General features: G+C 42.2%; 18 protein-coding genes. 11 read left to right on the forward strand and 7 right to left on the reverse strand.

Features of this window, described 5'->3' with window-relative positions:
- The first annotated feature begins 13 nt into the window (after positions 1 to 13).
- Positions 14 to 205: a hypothetical protein gene (locus tag PGR74_RS08005; protein ID WP_041505399.1), complete on the forward strand. Its 192-nt coding sequence runs from the start codon at positions 14 to 16 to the stop codon at positions 203 to 205.
- A 1-nt stretch (position 206) separates the two neighbouring features.
- On the opposite strand, the gene PGR74_RS08010 is transcribed toward PGR74_RS08005, so the two are convergent.
- Positions 207 to 722 (reverse strand): C40 family peptidase, encoded by a 516-nt coding sequence (locus PGR74_RS08010; protein ID WP_041502094.1) that lies wholly within the window; start codon positions 720 to 722, stop codon positions 207 to 209.
- Between the two features lie 102 nt (positions 723 to 824).
- On the opposite strand from PGR74_RS08010, the gene PGR74_RS08015 reads away from it, so the two are divergent.
- From PGR74_RS08015 to PGR74_RS08030, 4 genes are all read left to right on the forward strand, one after another.
- Positions 825 to 1724, forward strand: a complete 900-nt coding sequence (locus PGR74_RS08015; RefSeq protein WP_110688635.1) for an NAD(P)-dependent oxidoreductase — start codon at positions 825 to 827, stop codon at positions 1722 to 1724.
- Positions 1725 to 2303 (forward strand): acyl carrier protein phosphodiesterase, encoded by a 579-nt coding sequence (locus PGR74_RS08020; RefSeq protein ID WP_052634338.1) that lies wholly within the window; start codon positions 1725 to 1727, stop codon positions 2301 to 2303.
- 76 nt (positions 2304 to 2379) lie between these two features.
- A complete protein-coding gene (locus PGR74_RS08025) occupies positions 2380 to 3225 on the forward strand; it encodes a mechanosensitive ion channel family protein (RefSeq protein WP_052634336.1) in 846 nt (281 codons plus the stop codon).
- Between the two features lie 141 nt (positions 3226 to 3366).
- Positions 3367 to 4998 (forward strand): B12-binding domain-containing radical SAM protein, encoded by a 1632-nt coding sequence (locus PGR74_RS08030; protein ID WP_041502092.1) that lies wholly within the window; start codon positions 3367 to 3369, stop codon positions 4996 to 4998.
- A gap of 2 nt (positions 4999 to 5000) precedes the next feature.
- Here the strand turns inward: PGR74_RS08030 and PGR74_RS08035 are convergent, their stop codons facing one another.
- Positions 5001 to 5615 carry an anthranilate synthase component II gene (locus tag PGR74_RS08035; RefSeq protein WP_052634334.1) on the reverse strand — a complete coding sequence of 205 codons (615 nt, stop codon included), beginning with the start codon at positions 5613 to 5615 and terminating at the stop codon, positions 5001 to 5003.
- Positions 5616 to 5759: 144 nt separating this feature from the next.
- Between PGR74_RS08035 and PGR74_RS08040 the strand changes: the two genes are divergently transcribed.
- From PGR74_RS08040 to PGR74_RS08055, 4 genes are read left to right on the forward strand one after another with little or no spacing between them, the layout of a single operon-like run.
- Positions 5760 to 6986 (forward strand): MFS transporter, encoded by a 1227-nt coding sequence (locus PGR74_RS08040; RefSeq protein WP_110688634.1) that lies wholly within the window; start codon positions 5760 to 5762, stop codon positions 6984 to 6986.
- On the forward strand, positions 6986 to 7792 hold the full coding sequence (locus tag PGR74_RS08045; protein ID WP_041505401.1) for a lysophospholipid acyltransferase family protein: 807 nt from the start codon (positions 6986 to 6988) through the stop codon (positions 7790 to 7792). The genes PGR74_RS08040 and PGR74_RS08045 overlap by 1 nt, the downstream gene beginning before the upstream one ends.
- On the forward strand, positions 7773 to 8744 hold the full coding sequence (locus PGR74_RS08050) for an aminodeoxychorismate synthase component I (RefSeq protein WP_394341857.1): 972 nt from the start codon (positions 7773 to 7775) through the stop codon (positions 8742 to 8744). The genes PGR74_RS08045 and PGR74_RS08050 overlap by 20 nt, the downstream gene beginning before the upstream one ends.
- A gap of 10 nt (positions 8745 to 8754) precedes the next feature.
- Positions 8755 to 9354, forward strand: a complete 600-nt coding sequence (locus PGR74_RS08055) for an aminotransferase class IV (protein ID WP_041502088.1) — start codon at positions 8755 to 8757, stop codon at positions 9352 to 9354.
- Here the strand turns inward: PGR74_RS08055 and PGR74_RS08060 are convergent.
- The 5 genes from PGR74_RS08060 to PGR74_RS08080 all read right to left on the reverse strand — a co-directional run bounded on the left by PGR74_RS08060 (position 9342) and on the right by PGR74_RS08080 (position 15407).
- A complete protein-coding gene (locus tag PGR74_RS08060) occupies positions 9342 to 10031 on the reverse strand; it encodes a hypothetical protein (protein ID WP_041502087.1) in 690 nt (229 codons plus the stop codon). The genes PGR74_RS08055 and PGR74_RS08060 overlap by 13 nt on opposite strands.
- A gap of 42 nt (positions 10032 to 10073) precedes the next feature.
- Complete coding sequence (locus PGR74_RS08065) at positions 10074 to 11855, reverse strand: MutS-related protein (RefSeq protein WP_041502086.1); 1782 nt, start codon at positions 11853 to 11855, stop codon at positions 10074 to 10076.
- A gap of 48 nt (positions 11856 to 11903) precedes the next feature.
- Entirely contained in the window at positions 11904 to 12425 is a 522-nt protein-coding gene (locus PGR74_RS08070; RefSeq protein WP_041502085.1) for an FUSC family protein, read from the reverse strand.
- 141 nt (positions 12426 to 12566) lie between these two features.
- Entirely contained in the window at positions 12567 to 13475 is a 909-nt protein-coding gene (locus tag PGR74_RS08075; RefSeq protein WP_041502084.1) for an RluA family pseudouridine synthase, read from the reverse strand.
- Positions 13476 to 13562: 87 nt separating this feature from the next.
- Complete coding sequence (locus tag PGR74_RS08080) at positions 13563 to 15407, reverse strand: biotin/lipoyl-containing protein (protein WP_041502083.1); 1845 nt, start codon at positions 15405 to 15407, stop codon at positions 13563 to 13565.
- Positions 15408 to 15643: 236 nt separating this feature from the next.
- On the opposite strand from PGR74_RS08080, the gene coaD reads away from it, so the two are divergent.
- Positions 15644 to 16123: a pantetheine-phosphate adenylyltransferase gene (gene coaD, locus PGR74_RS08085; protein ID WP_041502082.1), complete on the forward strand. Its 480-nt coding sequence runs from the start codon at positions 15644 to 15646 to the stop codon at positions 16121 to 16123.
- 87 nt (positions 16124 to 16210) lie between these two features.
- A complete protein-coding gene (locus PGR74_RS08090; protein ID WP_041505403.1) occupies positions 16211 to 17050 on the forward strand; it encodes a formamidopyrimidine-DNA glycosylase in 840 nt (279 codons plus the stop codon).

Consider the following 17050-nt stretch of genomic DNA (forward strand, 5'->3'; position numbering starts at 1 on the left):
GTGAAAGTTTTGGTTGGAGAATATATTAAAAGAGAAAACCATAACGGAACCGACTGCTATGGTTAACACGGAATATTCCGGAGGTCGATGGGAGATGAATTTGGTGTTTGATCTTTCAGTGGAAGCGGAATGGAATGTATACCAGGAGTCACCGCTCATTAGTAGATTTGTTTTCTATTCGTATCGACAGGAAAACGAGGGATAAATTACCATACCCGTCCGGATTTTTTCCAACCTTTTTTGTAATAAGGGTCACTCAGGTGACTGATGATGACTCCTTTGGATACGCTGGCATGGGCAAAATAACCGTTTTTTAGGAAGATACCCATATGTGTCAGTCTTTTTTTCTTTTTCTTCGAAAGGGTAAAGAAAAGCAGATCTCCGGATTTTAGTTTATGTTTTCCGATACGCCTACAGTCTTTTTGGAAAATATGCGCAACGGTCCTTTCTAATTTTTTGTGATATACATTTTTATAAACGGCCCCGACAAAACCGGAACAATCAACTCCGGTCCGAGTAGTTCCCCCGTATCGATAAGGTACTCTTAACCAGGTGGTAACCTCTTCGAGTAGAGGTAGGTCGTCTTTCCGATTCACGGTGAATCCGAGTTTCCGGGACAGTTGTGCCGTTTGTTGCTTATTGAAGGCTAATTGCCGGTTTGTACCGCAAGAAGAAAAAGTGGCCCATATGAATAGAAATCCAATAAATAGTATGTATCTCATGATTTGATCGCAACTTTAGGACAAATGTAATAAATTTCATTCTTAAAAACGATCCTCTTTCAGCAAGGATTTTTGTAATTTTGCCTTGTTAATGTAAAAAGTATGTTTGAGAAGATCGTGATAGTAGATTCTACCGGATTGAGACCCTGGGCTATACAGGGTTTGAGAAAGTTTGCCCGTCAGGTCGATGTATACGGGGATATACCGGAGAATAATAAGGTTCTCGTAAAGCGTATTGCTGATGCCGAGGGGGTATTGGTATCCTACAATACCCGGATTGGCAGGGAGGTGATAGAAGCATGTCCTTCTATTCGATATATAGGGATGTGTTGTACTTTATATAGTGAACAGAGTGCGAATGTCGATGTGGTGGCGGCCCGGGAGCATGGAATTATGGTGACCGGAATTTGCGATTATGGGGATGAAGGGGTTGTCGAATACGTGATTAGCGAATTGGTTCGGCTGTTGCATGGTTTCGGAAAACAACGGTGGAGAGACGAGGCTTACGAGCTGACCGGGTTGAAAGTCGGGATAATTGGTTTGGGACGAACGGGGAGTATGATTGCCAAAGGATTGAAGTTTTTAGGAGCGGAGGTGTATTACTATAATCGTCGTCGTAAACAGGAGGCAGAACGGGAAGGGATAATGTATTTGCCATTGAACGAGTTGTTACGACAGGTGGATATTTTGGGGACTTGTTTGCCGAGAAATACTTTTGTTTTGGGAAGAGATGACTTTGCTGCTCTTGGAGAAGGAAAGATATTTTTTAATACATCGGTGGGCCCCACTTTCGATGGAGAGGCTTTGGTCGAGTGGTTGGCAGGGACAGGTAATTTTTACGTGTGCGATCAAGTAGGAATGGGAAATTTAAAAAATTCTCTATTACCTTTGGAAAATGTATTATTTACCGATCGGGTTTCCGGACACTCTGCTCAATGCATGGAACGGCTTTCCCGGAAAGTGTTGGAGAATTGTTGTCGTTACATGGAAATCGACGAGTAGATGAATTATTTGGCCCATATACTTTTTTCCGGGGAAGATAAAGACATTCAGCTTGGAAATTTTATCGGAGATGCGGTGAAAGGAAGTTACGATCACTATCCGGAACGTATACGCGAAGGTATCGCCTTGCATCGTAGAATGGATCAATACGCGGATGGGCATCCTGCGGTTCGGGAAGCAGTTTTATTATTGAGACCTGATTTCGGACGTTATTCCGGAGTGTTGACGGATATCTTTTTTGACCATTTCTTGGCTGTTAATTTTGAAAGATATACCTCTAAGTCTCTACAACGTTTTGCATGGGGATTTTATTGGAATTTAATAAGACATTACGCGATACTTCCTCCCCGGATAAAAGGATTCTTATGGCATTTTGTAATCACGAATCGGTTGTGTCGTTACGGGTCTTTAAACGGAATACGGGAATCGTTGTCTATTATGACAAAATACAGAAACTTCGTCGTGGATCCGGATAAAGCCGTTATTTTTGTAAAGGATCGGTATACGGTATTCAATGATTCGGCTGTTACTTTTTTTGATAGTTATAAGGATTGTATATTAAACAAGGCGACAAGATAATCTTATTTTGTTGTTTTAAATAAAGGTTTATATATTTGTGAAATATTGAAAAGTTTAATGAAGTAAAAATTAAATTATGAATGAGTTTTTGGGTTCGACATCAGCTATGTCATGGGATGTTTTTTTAACTAAAGTGATTGATTTGGGAGTGTCCTTAGGATCAAAGTTATTGATTGCATTGGTCGTTTTTCTTGTAGGACGTTGGATTGTAAAAAAATTGAATCGATTACTGGTTACTATTCTAGAGAAAAGAAAGGTAGAAGCTTCTTTATCTTCTTTTGTGAAAAGTTTGGTAAGTATCACGTTAAATTTATTGTTGATCATTATCGTGATCGGGGTGTTGGGAATAGAGACCAGTTCATTCATAGCCTTGTTTGCATCTGCCGGTGTCGCTATCGGTATGGCATTGAGCGGTACATTGCAAAATTTTGCGGGCGGAGTAATGATTTTGTTATTTAAACCTTTTAAGGTAGGAGATTTTATCGAAGCTCAGGGACAAAGCGGTACGGTAAAGGAGATTCAGATATTCAATACCATTGTAACGACTGCAGATAATAAGATCATTATTATTCCCAACGGGGGACTTTCTACCGGTATCATGAAAAACTATTCTAAAGAGGAGACCCGGCGTGTGGATTGGCAGTTCGGTATTGCATACGGGGATAATTACGATAAGGCCAAAGAGGTTATAGGCAGATTGTTGGATGAGGACTCTCGGGTATTGAAGACCCCTGCTTATTTTATAGCTCTTACCTCTTTGGGTGACAGTTCCGTCAATATCGTTGTACGGGCGTGGGTAAATGCCGCCGATTATTGGGGGGTATTTTTTGATATGAATGAGAAAGTTTATAAAACGTTCGCTCGGGAGAACCTGAATATTCCGTTCCCGCAGATGGATGTTCACGTGCATGGAACGAAATAAAACGACTTGCAGGTTGAGAGGTTATTAATTTACAATTTATAATCAAAAAGCCATTCGTCAAAACGAATGGCTTTTTTGTGAGGCAATAGATCGTGTTTTTTCTTTAGATCGTCTATCTTTGTGAAAGAATAAAACAGGATTATGCGATTACTCTGGTTGGATTTAAACTCTTCGTACGCTCATTCTTCATTGGCTTTACCGGCGATTCACGCTCAGCAACCGGGGACGGAGATTGATGTGGAGTGGTGTCGGGTTTCGGCTACGATCAATTCGAACGTGGGGAGTGTTGTGACGGAAATCGTCGGGTATGCTCCGCAAGTTTTAGCGGCCACGGCTTGGCTATTTACTCACGAAGTATTGCGTAAAATTATTATTCGGGTAAAGGCTTTGTTGCCGGATTGTATTGTTATATTGGGAGGACCGGAGATGTTGGGTGATAACGAGGCTTATTTGCGAACCTATCCGTTTATCGATTGCGTGTTTCGGGGGGAGGGAGAAGTAGGGTTTCACGAATGGTTAGCCGTGTATAAGCGACCGGATAGATGGGAGGAGATTATCGGATTGTGTTGGTTGAATGAAGCAGGGGTGTATCGGGATAATGGTATCGCTAAGATTAAAGCTTTTGACAGTTTGGCTTTGCCGGAGCAAAGTACTTTTTTTGATTGGACTAAACCTTTCGTGCAGTTGGAAACGACCAGAGGGTGTTTTAATACCTGTACTTTTTGCGTGAGCGGAGGAGAGAAGCCGGTACGTACCTTACCTGTCGAGCGTATCCGGGAGAGGTTGGATCTTATTCGGAAAAGGGGTATCCGGGACATCCGGTTGCTGGACCGTACTTTTAACGGGAGTTCCCGACGTGCCGTAGAACTTCTGTCTTTGTTCCGGGAATATGCCGGAAAAATGCATTTTCATCTGGAAATTCATCCGGCATTGCTTTCCGAAGAGGTAATGAACTTGCTCCGGGAGATGCCGGAAGATTTGTTGCATTTGGAAGCCGGAATACAGAGTTTACGGGAAAAGGTATTGAAGACGTGTCAGAGGATTGGGAATATAGAAGCCGCTTTGGAAGGTTTGCGTTATTTGTCCTCTCTTTCTAATCTCGTGGTACATGCGGATTTGATAGCGGGTTTACCTTTATATTCCCTTAGGGAAATAGTTGAAGACGTGAGAACCTTGGTCTCTTTCGGGACAAGCGAGATCCAGTTGGAATTATTGAAATTGTTACCGGGAACGGTGATGCGAGAACGAGCTGAAGAGTGGGGAATAATCTATTCGCCGGATCCTCCTTATGAAGTTTTACAAACGCCGGTCATGTCTGTTGGCGACTTGAGACGAGCTCGCCTGCTTTCCCGTTTGATAGACGGTTTTTATAACGCTCTGGCTTGGCAAAAAGTGATTCGTCAGCTCGTCACCGATCATCCTTGTTTTTTGGAAGAGTTTCTTTCTTGGCTTGAAGATCAGGAACTTTTAGAACAACCTTTAAGTCTGGAAAAACGGGGTGTGTTGTTGTATCGATTTTGTAGTGGGGCATATCCCTCTTATTTACCGAAGATAGCAGTGGCATGGATTGCGGCCGGAATACCTTTTACCAAAGAGCCGAGCAGACGTTTAGAAGCATGGGATAGCCGTTTGCCGGAAAACTTGGAGGTGTTGGAAGGGGAGTGGACGGAGGTCATGCGTCTTTATCGTCTCCCCTTTGAAACCGAAACGTACTGGTTCGGATTTGACAGGAGCAAGTCACAATCCAAACCGCTCTTTATAGCCAGAAATTAGTTTTAGAAAGAAAGGTATCTTTGTGTAGGATTACATTGGATTTTTATTCTGTTTATCCAATTGTTAATAAGGAGAGAGCCGATGTTGGTAATGATGGATTCGGGATGAAATTGCAAACCATGAATGGGGAGGACCGGGTGATAAAAGGACATGATATGTCCCTCTTCATCGATAGCGCTGACTTTAAGAGGAGGAGGGAGGGTAGAAGGGGTTACCGTCCAAGAGTGATAGCGCCCGATAACAGCCTGGGGCGGAAGATTACGATAAATCGGATCTTCGGTATCTTGAATGATTAAAGGGCTTTCGTGTCCGTGTTTGGGGAAGGGCAATCGTTCTAATTTTGCACCGAAACTTTCCGCAATGGCCTGGTGTCCCAGACAGATTCCTAAAATCGAATGAGTCGTTTTGCACTGATTGACGACACGAAGCAGATCCCCGGCTTCAGCGGGTATTCCCGGGCCGGGAGAAAGCAGTAAGCCGTCGTATCGGCTTAGTCGAGTGAAATCAATGCGATCGTTTCGAACGATATCGAATCTGCATTTCCCGTTTTCTTTCAGGAGTTGGACCAGATTATACACGAATGAGTCGTAATTGTCGATTACCAATATATTTTTCATGCTTGAAGCTCCCTTTTACGGGAGACAAAAATAGAGAAAACAGGGCTATTTTTAGTTTTTTTCATCGGTTTGAATGATAAAATTAAATACCTTTGGCCCGAAACGCGGGGGTGATAAAGGTAAATGATGCGATAAATTCGGATTATGAGTAAAAATAAAAATTGGTTACCTCTCTTTTTTACAAACTATTTGGGGGTATTGAATGATAATTTCCTGAAGACTTTGGCGTGTTTTATATGTATTGCTTGGGTCGGAAAGGAGCATGAGTCGATGGTCGTTACTTCAGCATCCGCCGCCTTGGTGATTCCCTATTTGCTGTTTTCCCCTTTGGCCGGTCGGTTGGCCAAGATTTATAAGAAGCACAAAATTGTCGTGTGGGCGAAATTTGCCGAATTATGGATTATGGCTGTGGCAAGTCTGGGGTTATTGATGACATCTACTTCTGTTGTATTGATTGCTATTTTGCTGATGGGGTTGCAGAGTGCGCTATTTTCTCCTTCCAAGTACGGGTTGATTCGGGATATCGGAGGTGAAAAAGGTATATCTTTCGGATCGGGGGCTATGGAGATGTTTGCTTTTGTCGGAATACTATCGGGGACTCTCTTGGCTGCTTTTCTTTCCGAGAATGTGAGTATTTTAGGGTTATGCGGGTTGTTGTTTGTGATTGCCTTTTTGGGATGGGGCTGTAGTTTAACGATTCGGGTCCGGGAGAGCGAACCGTTGAAAGAGAGTCATGAAACATTGAATCCGGTTAAATTCGTTCGGGATATGTATATCCGTGCGAGTGATTTTAAAGGGTTGAATCTGATTGTCGTGGGATTGGCTGTATTCTGGTTTATCGGTTCGATGATTCAGATGACCTTGATCGTTTATTGTCGGGGAGAGTTGGGAATGAGCGATTCAGAAACCGGTATGGTCATGTCGTTGGCTGCTATCGGGATCGGAGCGGGGTGTTATCTGGCGGGAGTGTTTTCTCACGGGGAGGTAGAATTGGGATTGGTTCCGTGGGGTGGGATGATGACAGGAATTGCTTTTGCCATTATTTTCTTGTTTGATCTGCAAGGAATTGCTTTTGCCTTGTTGGTATTTTCAGCTGCTTTTTGCAGCGGGATGTATAAAGTGCCTTTGGATGCCTGGATACAAGCGAATGTGAAAGGAAGGGAGTTGGGAGACATGTTGGCTTATTCCAATCTGATCACCTTTTTATTCATGCTTGTTGCCTCGGGTTGTTTCGGAACGATGGAGATGTTATGGGATACCAAATATATATTTTTGTTTTTAGCTACGTTGACATTTTTCATGACTTTTGTTTTGTATAAGCAGGTGAAAGAGATGAGAGGGAGATTTAAGAATTTAAAAATACGGAAATAATGGTAAGAGTGTTTGCTGCTATATATCGTTATCTGCTGGCATTGAGGTATAGAGTGAAATTGGAGGGAACCGAACATTTAACTTCTTCTTCAACGAAATTGTTTTTGCCAAATCATCAGGCAACGGTTGATCCTCAATTGATTTTTGCTCATTTATATAAATACACGAAAGCTTCCCCTTTGGTGACGGAAGCTTATTGTAAAGTTTGGATATTGAAGCCGATATTTCGTTTGATGGGCGTCGTATCCGTTCCGGATCTGGAAAAAAGCCGGAAAGGGATAGAGGTGGTTGCCAATCTTTATAAAAACGTACTTGAGGCTCTCGCCCATGGTCATAGTATGTTGATTTATCCGGCGGGCCAATTGGCCGGTCAAGGGTATGAACGGATTTATAATAAACAGAGTGCCTGGCAAGTATGCCGGCAATTGCCGGAGAATACCCGTATCATCGGCGTCCGTATTCGGGGATTATGGGGTAGCATGTGGTCCAAGGCTTGGAACGGGGAATCTCCTAACTTTTTATGGACTTATTTGAAGGGAATTTTTTATGTTTTGGCTAATGGCCTGTTTTTTTTGCCGCGAAGGGATGTTACGATCAGTTTTTATGATATTACCGATGCGGGATGCGGGAGAGCGGCAGTGAGTCGTCAGGAGTTCAATCGTTATTTGGAGAGTTTTTATAATGCGGAAGGGCCGGAGCCGGTCCTGTTTTTGAAGCATTTTTTTTATTCTCCCGCTTTAAAACGTAAATTACCGGAACATATAAAGGGAGCAGACCCCCAAAAATATGATGGAATCAGCGAATAAAGTCAAAGAATTAATGAATCGGGCCGGAGCATCCGGATCCTCTTTTCTTTTCGGGGTTGATTTTGAATTGACTCGCGGTTTTTTTATCGAGAGTCCCTTGGAACAACAAAATATTCTTTTTGATGTACGGGGAGTTTCTAACGTGGAGCGTGCTAAGATAAACGGTGAGCAAAAAGCATTAGTGAAAAATCCGATTGCTTTCGAGGAGTACGAACGTAAATTCAGGGAGGTAAGGAAAGGATTGTTGCGGGGGGATTCCTTTTTATCGAACCTGACGGTGGCAACAGAGGTCGAGACCTGTTGGTCTTTGGTGGAGATATTTCATCAAAGTCACGCTTTGTACCGGTTATGTATACCGGAGAATTTTGTTTGTTTCTCCCCGGAACGTTTCGTGTTGATAGAGGAGGGCAGGATCTCTTCCAACCCGATGAAAGGGACTATCGATGCTTCTGTTCCTTTTGCCGAAGAGGTGATATTATCCGACTATAAAGAGCGTTCGGAACACAATACGATAGTGGATTTGATCCGTAATGATTTGAATCGGGTGTCGGAACAAGTAAGACTGGAACGTTTTCGATACGTGGATCGCTTACATACCAGTAATGGGGATATCCTGCAGGTCAGTTCGGAGATTACGGGCCGTTTGCCGGAACATTATGAAACTTTCTTGGGAGATATCGTGTTTGACTTATTACCGGCCGGTTCCATATCGGGAGCACCCAAACCTGCTACGTTACGTATTATATCTCGTGCCGAGGGAGAAAAGCGGGGATTTTATACGGGAGTTTTTGGCTTGTACGACGGGAAGCGTTTGGATACGGCCGTGATGATTCGTTTTATAGAGGAGAAGGGAAGGAAACGTTATTTTCGTAGCGGAGGAGGAATAACGATCAATAGTTCTTGCCGAAGTGAATACGAGGAGGTATTGGAAAAAGTGTATTTACCTTTTTAACGGGAAACGGATGTCTGCATTTATTGAGACCATACAAGTGATTGACGGTGAATTTTGTAATTTTTCATTCCATGTGGCTCGAATGAAAGAGACCTCTGTTGTTTTTTTCAGACGGGAAATCGTTTTCATACCGGATGAATTGATAGTTCCCGAAGATTTACGGGAGGGGGTTGTAAAGTGTCGGATTATTTACGATTATGTTATTCGGGAAGTGGAATTTATTCCTTATCATATTCGGAAAATTGCCAGTTTGAAATTAGTGGAGGACAACGAGATTGTTTACCCTTTTAAGTCTACGGACCGGGATGCTTTAAAGAGATTGTCTGATCGTCGGGGAGATCGTGATGAGGTTTTGATCGTGAAACAAGGGCAGATAACAGACACTTCATTTTCAAATGTTGTCTTTCGAGCCTGCGACGGTCTCTATACTCCTTCCGCTTTCTTGTTGAACGGAACCCGGCGTCAGCGTCTGTTGCGGGAAGGGATTGTCCGTGAAAGAGAGATTCGTGTTGCGGATCTCACCCGTTATCAAGGGGTATTTTTGATCAATGCCATGATCGATTTGTCGGATCAAGTATATGTTCCCGTGGAGCGGATCTACTCTTCTTGATGGTGATATACTCGTTTGCTGTTGATAAAGGTAAGCTCTTTTGTACTGTAATTGATATACGCTTTGTTCCGGTAATTGGTAAGGGGTGTTATTTCTAAAGCGATCATATCTTCGGATAACTGATACCAATACCCTTTTGCTTTCCGGGTAGAGTTAGACAACATGTTGAAAATGGTGAAGGTATAAGTATAATCCGGATGAAGGTTCAGGGTAAATTTATCTGTCGGTTGTTGTCGATTAGGAATTAATGCCACGTATTCACCGGTAATCTTTCTTTGCGGATCGCAATCGTTTACCGTATCGAAACGAATAAAATCGGTCAGTGTCAATTGGAGTGTTTGATTCTTTTCGATATCGTTCGAGAAAGAGAGTGAACCTTCGAACACCCCTAATAGACTTGTGTTTGTACCCTTTTGAATTTTTCGGTATTTTTCGATAACCTCTTTCGCGATGCTGTCCATGGTGATTGTTAATCGGTTTCCTGTGGCACAGTCCGTGAGAACCGGATGTTCCCGTATGAGCGAAAACTCTCCGTTAAAATAATGTGGTATGGATAATTCTGTTTGTGCCGGAAAAGTAGTATGCTTCGGCTGTTCTTCTTCTTTCGTTTTCTGTGGTTTGCAACCCGACAAAAAAAGGGTGATGAAGCAAATGCTTACGATTTGTATTGTATTCATATCATTTCGTTTTCTGGGTATAACGGAATGACAAAAATAAAGTTATACCAGTCCCATTTTCTTTAAAAGAATGGAGGCATTCATTGTTTGGCTGATTCCCGGCTTTAATTTGTAATCGTAACTTATTTCCGTTCCGGAATGTGCGATCTCAAAGCAGTTATTGATAAAGTGCCGAGGAAATACATCCGCCAACTTTCCTAATTCTAAATCGTGGGTTGCAATTAAGCCGGAAACAGGAAGAGATAGCAATTTTTGTAGGAAAAGGCGCGAGCCGTTCAATTTGTCGACCGAGTTAGTTCCTTTTAAAATTTCGTCTAAAATAATAAAGAGTTTATCTTCTTTTTCGGCAGTTTCGACCAATTGCTTCAGACGCAATAACTCTGCGTGGAAATAGGAGGTTCCTTTAGCCAGATTATCGGCAGTTCTCATGCTTGAAAAGATAGCTATGGGCTGAAAACGGAAGGTTTTGGCACATACGACGCAACCGCAATTAGCCAAAATCAGGTTAGTGCCTATTGTGCGTAAAAACGTGCTCTTTCCTGCCATGTTGGCTCCCGTGACGATATAGAATTCATGCAAACGTGCTACCTGGAAATCGTTGACAATCCGTTGCGATGCCGGGAGCATCGGATGACCTATTGCTTCTCCGCGTAAGATAACCTCGTCGTCGGGAATGGGAAAGATGTAATCGGGATGGTTGAAGCGGTAATTGGCGAGACTCACGAATACATCCAATTCTCCTATTGATTCTAACCATTCCGGGATGAAGGAGGCATATTTTTCCTTCCATTTAGTTAATCGGCGGATAAGATGAACATCTTTCATGAAAAGTCCGTTCAACAGTATGGCGGCTAATATATTGCCCCGCTGGTCAAAACTTTCCGATGTTTTGTGAAGCGAACGGAATGCTTCTTCTGCGTTGTATTTTTGCTCGTATAGTTTATAATATATCTCTTTCAGTCGCTCCGAATCTACCTGTTTGGATCGAACGTGTTGCATCAATCGGTGAAGATTGCTGAACGAATGGATAAATTGATCCAGTTGGTGTTGGACCCGGTTTATTTTTTTCGCGGAAGAGAGAACGATCGTTAATTGAATAAACGATAATAAAAGCGGTAAAGAAAAGGGTATGATTGAAAACAGACATAAGCTCCAGCCTGCTATTGTCACTATCGGAAGATAGTAGGATAGTTGGAGCATGGCGGTAGGGAGTCGTAATTGTTCTTCGGACCATTCCCGAATCTCTTTTATGGCGATACCGGATAATTTATGGCTGACACCGATAGCTCTGAAACTGTGACACCAGTCCGGATCTTCGCTTAACTCCTGAACGGCTTGTTGTCTTTGTAGCACTCTTTCTTTAGATTTTAGAGGGGAACACAGCCACTCGGAGAGTTTTTGAGTCCCGTTAGGGGTAACCGTCCGGTTGACGGATTGAAAAAGCGAGTTTTCTCCGAATAGATCCAAATCGTGAGAGTAGGCATGCGATAGATCTTTGAATTTGTCTCCCTTAGGCAGGTGCGTCGAATCTCCCGCCAAGTACTCTACCTCTATTTTTGCACCATGACGTAATTCGGTATAGTAGGTTATTTTTTGTAACAATTTGGTTTCCGTATAATTGATATAGACGAAGAGTATTATGGAAAGAATTCCGGTGTATAATGCAAAAAGGTTTCCCGTCGTAAGCAGGGAATATAAAAAGTAGATGATCAGTAAAAAGAGTATGATCTTGGTAAATGTAATGTAGTTACGCGTTGCTTTCAATTTCTTTACCTGTGAGGTCGCTTCTGCTATTTTATCTTGATAATATAATTCTGCATGCATGGATATGGGATTTTTACAAAGATAATTCAAAATGAGTAATAAATGAGATCAGGAGCCTTTTTTAGCAGGGATACGTTGCAATATCCAGGCCAGGGTAATTCCAATCAGGGCCCCGACGGTCGCTTCCGTAAATCTCAACAGACCGTTTAGCAGGGGAGAAATATCCGGTGACATGATAGAGACAATCATGATTACTACTAAGGTAATGGCGGCCATTTTGCTGCCGTCAGGAAGTCCGATCGCCATACATAACAAATCGAGAATGAGTACGGAGATCACCATTCCTGTAATGGTAAAAGGAAACCAGGTAAGATAGGCGTAAGCGATACAACTTCCGATAAACGTGCCTGCAACTCGCAACCATCCCTGGTGGATGGATGTCTTGAAATCATCTTGAAGCACCACAATTCCGGAAATGGCGGCAAGCATTGCTCCCATATATTTGGAACCTTCATGGAACCTTCCCGTGATGTATGCTCCCAGCAGACAAGAGAGTAGTACCACGATGCCTTTTGCGATAGCCGAACCCGGTTTAATACGGGTTAAGATAGTTTTTACCCGAAGTTTCATACTCTCTTGTATCGTCAGACTTAATGAAAAGTTGCACTTTTTGATCTTTAATCTTCCTGGAGACCGAGAGGATTCGGAATATCAGCGGGTAGAGTGATTAAAGCGGATTTAACCGTAGATACGAATTGAACAGGTACTTCGTTAATTACCTGTTCGGTTCTTTACGAGCAGACTAAAACGTTTCGGAACATCTGTTCTAAAATTCATAACCTGACCGGTTGAGGGGTGAATGAATTTCAATTGACGGGCATGTAAGGCTAAACGGTTAATCGGGTTATTGCGTGCGCCGTATTTGGTGTCTCCGGTTACGGGATGTCCTATTTCTGCCATGTGAATGCGGATCTGATTCTTGCGTCCGGTTTCCAATTCCAGTTCAACCAATGAGTACTGACGATTGGATTTAATTACTTTATAGTGGGTAACGGCCCATTTTCCCCGGTCGGAGGTATAAACATTCATGGCTTCATTTTCTTGAAGATAGGTCGATACCTGATCTTCCGCTTTTTCCGGTTCCCCCTCAATAATGGCCACGTATTTCCTTTCAAGAAGCATTTCGTTCCAGTGTTGTTGCATTCTTTCCTGTGTTTGCTGATTTTTGGCGAACATCATTAAACCGGAGGTTTCCCTGTCTAATCTGTGGATGATAAATATACGATTCTGTGGATCAATGGATTTGACGTAGTCACTTAAAATATGATAGGCTGTTTTCTTTTTTTCATTTTGGGTAGCCATGGAGAGTAGACCGCTCTTTTTATTGATAACAATAAGGTCGGAGTCTTCATACACCATGTCCATATGCGGACTGGAAAATTCAACGTTTCCTTTTTCCATGTTTATGGAAATATAATCCCCCGGTTTTAACGGCTCGTTGAATTGTGTCGTAACTTGGCCGTTCACGTTGACCTGTCGGTTGCTCAATATGGATTTTACGGTTGTTCTGCTCTTTTCCGGGAATTGTTTGAATAGATAGGACAAAAGTTCAATTTCCTCTCCGACCGTAAATTGACGTATCTGAGGTTTGTGTCTTCGGGGATGGTTGGTTTTATTCATGGCGCCTTGTTATTTGCGGCAAAAGTAATAATAAAAAGTGACTTCCCTTAAAGGAAGCCACTCTTTTCAAAATTATTTAATGAAGGCTTACACCTCGATCTCGATTAGTTTACTGCCTGCTGCAACGGTTGTTCCCTCTTTTGTTAAGATTCGTTTAACCTTGCCGGCATAATCCGTGGCAATGCTGTTTTCCATTTTCATTGCCTCGAGTATGAGTACGTTTTGTCCTTTAGCCACGATATCTCCCGGTTTTACCAAAATCTTGAAAATGCTTCCTGGCATGGGAGCTTCAACTACTTTTCCTGTAATCGGTTCCTCTTTTTTCTCCTCGACTGCGGATTGGGTCTCCTCTTGTTTATGAGTAGCCATATAACGAGCCTCTTTTTGTTTGGTTAGGAACGTTTTAGCGACAGCCGGGAAGAGTTCGAGCAGAAGTACTTCTTTTTCATTTTCCGCTAATTTAACACCTCCGAATGCCGTCAACACGGGATTCTCCTGCATTTGGTATTTTGAAGTATCATACGGTGTTTCTTCCCGTGTTCCGGCAATTTTCAGACGAAAAGCGGGATCGACGGGAACCGGAGTTTTTCCGTATTCACCTTTGACAAGAGCAACGAATTGGTTGGATACATTAGAATACATGGGTTTGCCGTTTTTGATATCCAAAGCACAGTTTACGGCTTGTGCTCCGACAATTTGGCTTGTTGGCGTAACCAAAGGAGGAAGACCGGCAGCTAAACGAACCGTCGGGATCAACTTCATGGCATCTTCCAATATATCCATGGCATTCAATTGCTTCAATTGAGCGACCATATTGGTGTACATACCTCCGGGAACTTCAGCTTTCTTAACCAATTCGTTCGGTTTCGGGAAATTGAAATAAGCCTCGATGGCATGACAGGCATTCAACAATGCCTCTTCGTTATTCTGTTTTGCGGCTTCGATGGCTTTGTCAAACTCTTTATCCACTTCCGCCGGTAATTTGTCCGTGAGCGGATTGAACGGTTTCGGGAATTGTTTAACAGCGTCGAAAGCTTCCAGTTCTTTACGGATCGTGTAAAGTTCTTTATTGATTTTAGCTACAGCCTCCATGTTTACATCCATTTCTATACCTAACTTCTGACAGAAGATGTAAATCAATTCGATAGCGGGAGCGGCAGGACCGCCTGCGAAGTTCCATATATTGGTATCTACGATATCGGTTCCTTTGACGATAGCCATCAATACAGCTCCCAACCCGTATCCGGGAGTGCAGTGCGTATGGAAATCGACGGGAATTTTCAGATTTTGTTTAAATAACGGAATTAACTCTGCAATCCGGGCCGGGTTGATCAGACCACTCATATCCTTAATAGTGATCATATCAGCCCCGAGAGCTTCCATCTCTTTGGCTTTGTTTAAAAAATAAGCGTTGGTGAACACCGGTTCCGGGTTTTTCTTTCCCTTCAATTTATCCATTAAACTGAGTTTCGGATACTTCGGATCAATGGTGTAGCAAACTGCACAGTCAGCTATACCGCCGTATTTCTTCACGTATTTAATGGTCGATTTTACGTTATTGACATCATTCAACGCATCGAATATACGCATGATCCCAAGTCCGGATTCGATAGCATTTTTACAGAAACCTTCGATGATTTCATCCGTGTATGGAGCATAACCGAAAAGATTACGACCTCTCGACAAAGCGGTTAATTTTGAAACGTCTCCGATACCGGCTTTGATTTTTTCCAAACGATCCCAGGGATTTTCATTCAAGTAACGCATTACAGAGTCGGGAACGGCACCACCCCAAACTTCCATTGCATAGAAGTTTGCATCCTTGTAGTAAGGTAATACCCGGTCTACCTGTTCTTGTTTCATTCGTGTCGCAAAAGCAGATTGTTGACCATCTCTAAGAGTTAAGTCTCTGATTAGTAATTTTTGTGCCATGTTTTATAAGAATTAATTGTTATGTGTTGTATTTTACTATTTCACAAATATATCTAAAGTTATTTTTTTATCCTAATAATTTTCAATGAAATCGAGGAGAAATAATAACAATTCCTTTGTTAATTCAGAAAAATAGTTTTAATTTGTAATATGTGGGGGAAGTTGCTTGTGTATTGTATTCTATGTGTGTGCAAATGAGAAAATTAGGGTTTGTTTTTAATCATAAATGAATTGTAATGGAAAAAATTGCCGTATTTCCGGGTTCATTCGATCCTTTTACCGTGGGACACGAGGAGATCGTCAAAAGAGGATTGAAGATATTCGACCGTATTATTGTGGCTGTAGGTATCAATGCCGTCAAAAGGGAATTTTTGGATATAGATACTCGTATTGCCATCATACAGAAAGTATTTAAGGGTATAGAACGGGTTCGGGTGGAGAGTTATTCCGGCTTAACGGTTGATTATTGTAACCGGATAGAAGCCGGTTTTATCATTCGGGGCTTGAGAACGGCTGCTGATTTTGAATATGAAAGAGCTGTGGGGCAGATAAATAAAGCTATGGATTCTTCCGTTGAAACCGTATTTTTGTTAACTTCTCCGGAACATACCTTTATCAGTTCGACCATCGTGCGGGATATTGTTATGAACGGAGGAGATGCTACCAAATTTTTGCCCACGAATATTACGACTGAAGATCTGATTTGTTTTCAATAGGCACTTAAAGCTGAAACAGAAGAAGGGTATTACGGGGAAGTAGTTCCTTTCGATGTTTTAAATTGCAATTCAAAAATAAAAAATAGGATGATAGAGGCACCGGAAGCTTTATGTTTGGCCGAACAATTAAACCGGACGATCAAAGGAAAGCGTGTTACGGATTTAATTGTGAAGAATACGCCGCATCGGTTTACTTTTTTTTATGGGGATACGGACGAATATGAAAAGCGTTTGTTCGGGAAGACCGTGAGAAGAGCGTGTGCTTTCGGGGGTATGGTTGAGATATGTGCCGAAGATATTCGTTTAGTCTATACTGATGGGGTAAATCTTCGTTATTATGGGCCGGGGGAGAGACTTCCTTCCAAACATCAATTGTTAGTTGGTTTTGAAGATCAAAGTTGTATAATTGCTTCTGTCCGGATGTACGGTGGAATCTGGTGCTTTCCGACCGGAGATTTTGAAGGCTCTTTAAAACCTTATTACGAGAGTGCGAAATATAAACCTCAAGTAATGACGGATACTTTCGATATATCTTATTTTATGGAGTTGCTTAAAGGAGAGGAGCAGGGAAAAAAGAGTATTAAGGCTTTCTTGGCAACGGGGCAAACGATTCCCGGTTTGGGGAATGGGGTATTGCAGGATATCCTTTATCACGCGAGGATCCATCCGAGGAGTAAGGTCTCTTCCTTATCTTTTACGCAAAAGGAGGGGTTGTTTGAAGCTATTAAGGTGGTATTAAGTGAGATGTATTGTTTCGGGGGTAGAAGCACCGAAACCGATTTGTTCGGAAAACCGGGAGGATATATTTCTCATTTGTCGAAGGCTACGCTGGGAAGCAATTGTTTACGCTGTGGCGAAATGATATTGAAAGAAAATTATATGGGAGGTAGTATATATTACTGTCCCGGTTGTCAAAAATACGAATAA

The organism is Sanguibacteroides sp. AM78-02pH3A, assembly GCF_027666085.1.
In the GTDB taxonomy this organism is placed as follows: domain Bacteria; phylum Bacteroidota; class Bacteroidia; order Bacteroidales; family Marinifilaceae; genus Gabonibacter; species Gabonibacter massiliensis.

What these genes read in the sequence shown, in the direction of transcription:
- PGR74_RS08015 (WP_110688635.1), top strand. Translation starts at nt 825, where the DNA reads ATGTTTGAGAAGATCGTGATAGTAGATTCTACCGGATTGAGACCCTGG.
- PGR74_RS08010 (WP_041502094.1), bottom strand. Translation starts at nt 722, where the DNA reads ATGAGATACATACTATTTATTGGATTTCTATTCATATGGGCCACTTTT.
- PGR74_RS08060 (WP_041502087.1), bottom strand. Translation starts at nt 10,031, where the DNA reads ATGAATACAATACAAATCGTAAGCATTTGCTTCATCACCCTTTTTTTG.
- PGR74_RS08025 (WP_052634336.1), top strand. Translation starts at nt 2,380, where the DNA reads ATGAATGAGTTTTTGGGTTCGACATCAGCTATGTCATGGGATGTTTTT.
- PGR74_RS08090 (WP_041505403.1), top strand. Translation starts at nt 16,211, where the DNA reads ATGATAGAGGCACCGGAAGCTTTATGTTTGGCCGAACAATTAAACCGG.
- PGR74_RS08020 (WP_052634338.1), top strand. Translation starts at nt 1,725, where the DNA reads ATGAATTATTTGGCCCATATACTTTTTTCCGGGGAAGATAAAGACATT.
- PGR74_RS08065 (WP_041502086.1), bottom strand. Translation starts at nt 11,855, where the DNA reads ATGCATGCAGAATTATATTATCAAGATAAAATAGCAGAAGCGACCTCA.
- PGR74_RS08045 (WP_041505401.1), top strand. Translation starts at nt 6,986, where the DNA reads ATGGTAAGAGTGTTTGCTGCTATATATCGTTATCTGCTGGCATTGAGG.
- PGR74_RS08040 (WP_110688634.1), top strand. Translation starts at nt 5,760, where the DNA reads ATGAGTAAAAATAAAAATTGGTTACCTCTCTTTTTTACAAACTATTTG.
- PGR74_RS08050 (WP_394341857.1), top strand. Translation starts at nt 7,773, where the DNA reads ATGATGGAATCAGCGAATAAAGTCAAAGAATTAATGAATCGGGCCGGA.
- PGR74_RS08030 (WP_041502092.1), top strand. Translation starts at nt 3,367, where the DNA reads ATGCGATTACTCTGGTTGGATTTAAACTCTTCGTACGCTCATTCTTCA.
- PGR74_RS08055 (WP_041502088.1), top strand. Translation starts at nt 8,755, where the DNA reads ATGTCTGCATTTATTGAGACCATACAAGTGATTGACGGTGAATTTTGT.
- PGR74_RS08035 (WP_052634334.1), bottom strand. Translation starts at nt 5,615, where the DNA reads ATGAAAAATATATTGGTAATCGACAATTACGACTCATTCGTGTATAAT.
- PGR74_RS08070 (WP_041502085.1), bottom strand. Translation starts at nt 12,425, where the DNA reads ATGAAACTTCGGGTAAAAACTATCTTAACCCGTATTAAACCGGGTTCG.
- PGR74_RS08075 (WP_041502084.1), bottom strand. Translation starts at nt 13,475, where the DNA reads ATGAATAAAACCAACCATCCCCGAAGACACAAACCTCAGATACGTCAA.
- coaD (WP_041502082.1), top strand. Translation starts at nt 15,644, where the DNA reads ATGGAAAAAATTGCCGTATTTCCGGGTTCATTCGATCCTTTTACCGTG.
- PGR74_RS08080 (WP_041502083.1), bottom strand. Translation starts at nt 15,407, where the DNA reads ATGGCACAAAAATTACTAATCAGAGACTTAACTCTTAGAGATGGTCAA.